General features: G+C 59.9%; 2 protein-coding genes. Both read right to left on the bottom strand.

The features are described 5' to 3' along the window. Window positions 1-325: 325 nt before the first annotated feature. Window positions 326-1,645, bottom strand: a complete 1,320-nt coding sequence (locus AC1DH9_RS27135) for an MFS transporter (RefSeq protein WP_427536171.1) — start codon at window positions 1,643-1,645, stop codon at window positions 326-328. 322 nt (window positions 1,646-1,967) lie between these two features. After that, window positions 1,968-2,519, bottom strand: a 552-nt coding sequence (locus AC1DH9_RS27140) for an AAA-type ATPase lid domain-containing protein (RefSeq protein WP_477809133.1), incomplete at its 5' end; no start/stop codon positions are given.

Below are 2,519 nucleotides of genomic sequence, written 5' to 3' on the forward strand. Positions count from 1 at the left end.
CTGCTTCGAGGCCTGCATTGTGTATACGCACGAGACGTCGATATGGATTCAAGCGGCGACAGAACCAGAGTGTCGGCAGGGCATTAACGGATCGTTATCGGTTCGTCGCGGGTTTGGCGGGGGGGATTGGTGGTGTGCAGTACAAGTACGCGAGTCGTGGGGCTGCCGAGGTGTCTTGATCGGCTCGGGGCCGAGTAGCGGCCATCGCGAGCAGGCTCGCTCCCACACTGACCGAGTCAGACACAGATTTTATGTCTGACATCGATCTAATGTGGGAGCGAGCCTGCTCGCGATGGGGCCAGTACTGCCAGCCTCGATGTAATGGTCAGTCAGTTTCGATCCGCGAGTGTTTGCGGGTGTCCTTCATAGTCACATACACCAGCAACGACACCGCGATGCAGGCCGTGACATACCAGTAATAACCGGTTTCCATGCCGATGCTTTTGAACCAAAGGGCGATGTATTCAGCGGTCCCGCCGAAGATCGACACGGTCAGCGCATACGGCAGGCCGACGCCCAGCGCGCGGATTTCAGTCGGGAACAGCTCGGCTTTGACCACCGCGTTGATCGAGGTGTAGCCGCTGACGATGATCAGCGCCGCCATGATCAGGAAGAACGCGCCCCACCAGGTCTGGATGGTGTGCAGGGTGGTGAGGATCGGCACGGTGAACAGGGTGCCGAGAATGCCGAAGGCAATCAGGATTGGCCGCCGTCCGACTTTATCCGACAGGCCGCCGATGACCGGTTGCAGGCACATGAACAGGAACAGCGTGGCCGCCGAAATGGTGGTGGAGTCGGAGATGCTCATGCCGACCGTGTTCACCAGGTATTTCTGCATATAGGTGGTGTAGGTGTAGAAGGCCAGGGTGCCGCCCATGGTCAGGCCAACCACGGTCATCAGTTCCTTGGGATGACGCAGCAGGGTGCGCATCGCGCTTTCTTTGGACTTCTCTTTCTTGGCGAATGACTCGGTTTCTTCCATCCCGCGACGCAGGTACAACGCGACGATGGCACACAGTGCGCCGATGCCAAACGGAATCCGCCAGCCCCAGTCGTACAGTTGTTCGGTGGTCAGGGTTTGCTGCAGCACGATCAGCACGCCGAGGGCGATGAGCTGGCCGGAGATCAGCGTGACGTACTGGAAGCTCGAGAAGAAGCCGCGACGTTCCTTGGTCGCCATCTCGCTCAAATAGGTGGCCGAGGTGCCGTACTCGCCACCGACCGACAGGCCCTGCAGCAAGCGGGCGAATACCAGCAGAATCGGTGCGCCGACGCCGATAGTTTCATAACCCGGGCTCAAGGCGATGATCAGCGAGCCGAAGCACATCAGGTACACCGACGCCATCAACGCCGCTTTACGTCCGGCGCGGTCGGCATACAGGCCCATCAGCCAGCCGCCGATCGGGCGCATCAAAAAGCCCACGGCGAAAATCGCAGCGGTGTTCAGCAGTTGAGCGGTGGTGTCGCCTTTGGGGAAAAAGGCTTTGGCGAAATACAGCGAGAAGGCGGCGTAGACATACCAGTCGTACCACTCGACCATGTTGCCGACAGAGCCGCTGAAGATCGATTTGATGCGGCTGGCCGTGGTCTTTTCTTTGGCAGGCACAGCGGCCGACCCAAGAGGCAGGGTTTGTGAGTTATCCATGACGGATCCTTCATTTAATTGTTTTTGTGGAGCGCGCGTAAGCGCAGCCTGGGAGGGCTATAGCAGGAGCTGTGCCAAGGGGGAGAGGGCCGGTTTAGAGGGGGTGGCGGGAATGAGTGAGCGGAAATCCGCTTATTCAGATTGGGTGGTAGGCGAAAAGCCGCTTATCCAGTTCATTGATTTGCGTTGTCTGTACCTGCCTCATCGCGAGCAGGCTCGCTCCCACACTTGATCCAGGGTGTACATAAATTTTGTGTAATACGCCGATCCACTGTGGGAGCGAGCCTGCTCGCGATGAGGCAGGTACAGACACTACAAAAACTCAGCTTTCTCGCAGGAACATCTCTCGGCTCAGCCCATGCCGCTGCATCTTTTCATTGAAGGTCCGGCGCGGCAGTTGCAGTTCTTCCAGCACGGCTTTGATATCGCCCTTGTGCCGGGTMAGCGCGGCGCGCAGGCAGTGGGCTTCGAAGGCTTCCTGCTGGGCGGCGAGGGACTGGCCGGGTTCGATGCCGACCGGTTCCGGCTCACCCAGGCCCAACACCTGGCGCTCGGCGACGTTCGCCAGTTCGCGCACATTGCCCGGCCAGTCGTGGCTCAGCAACCGACTCAACTGCGGGCCGCTCAGAGGCGGGAAGCTGCGTCCCAGCCGCTGGGCGGCGGCGTGAGCGAAGTGTTCGAACAACAACGGAATGTCCTCACGCCGCTCGCGCAACGGCGGCAGGCGCAACTCCGCGACATTCAGCCGATACGCCAGGTCTTCGCGAAAACGCCCGGCTCGGGCTTCATCGAGCAGGTCGGGTTTGGTTGCGGCAATGATCCGCAAGTCCACGTGAATGCTCTGGTTGGAGCCCAGTCGCTCGAGCTTTTGCTC

The organism is Pseudomonas sp. 05T35 (genome assembly GCF_056396605.1).

Coding starts and splice junctions, on each gene's coding strand:
- AC1DH9_RS27135 (WP_427536171.1), bottom strand. CDS start 1,645: ATGGATAACTCACAAACCCTGCCTCTTGGGTCGGCCGCTGTGCCTGCC.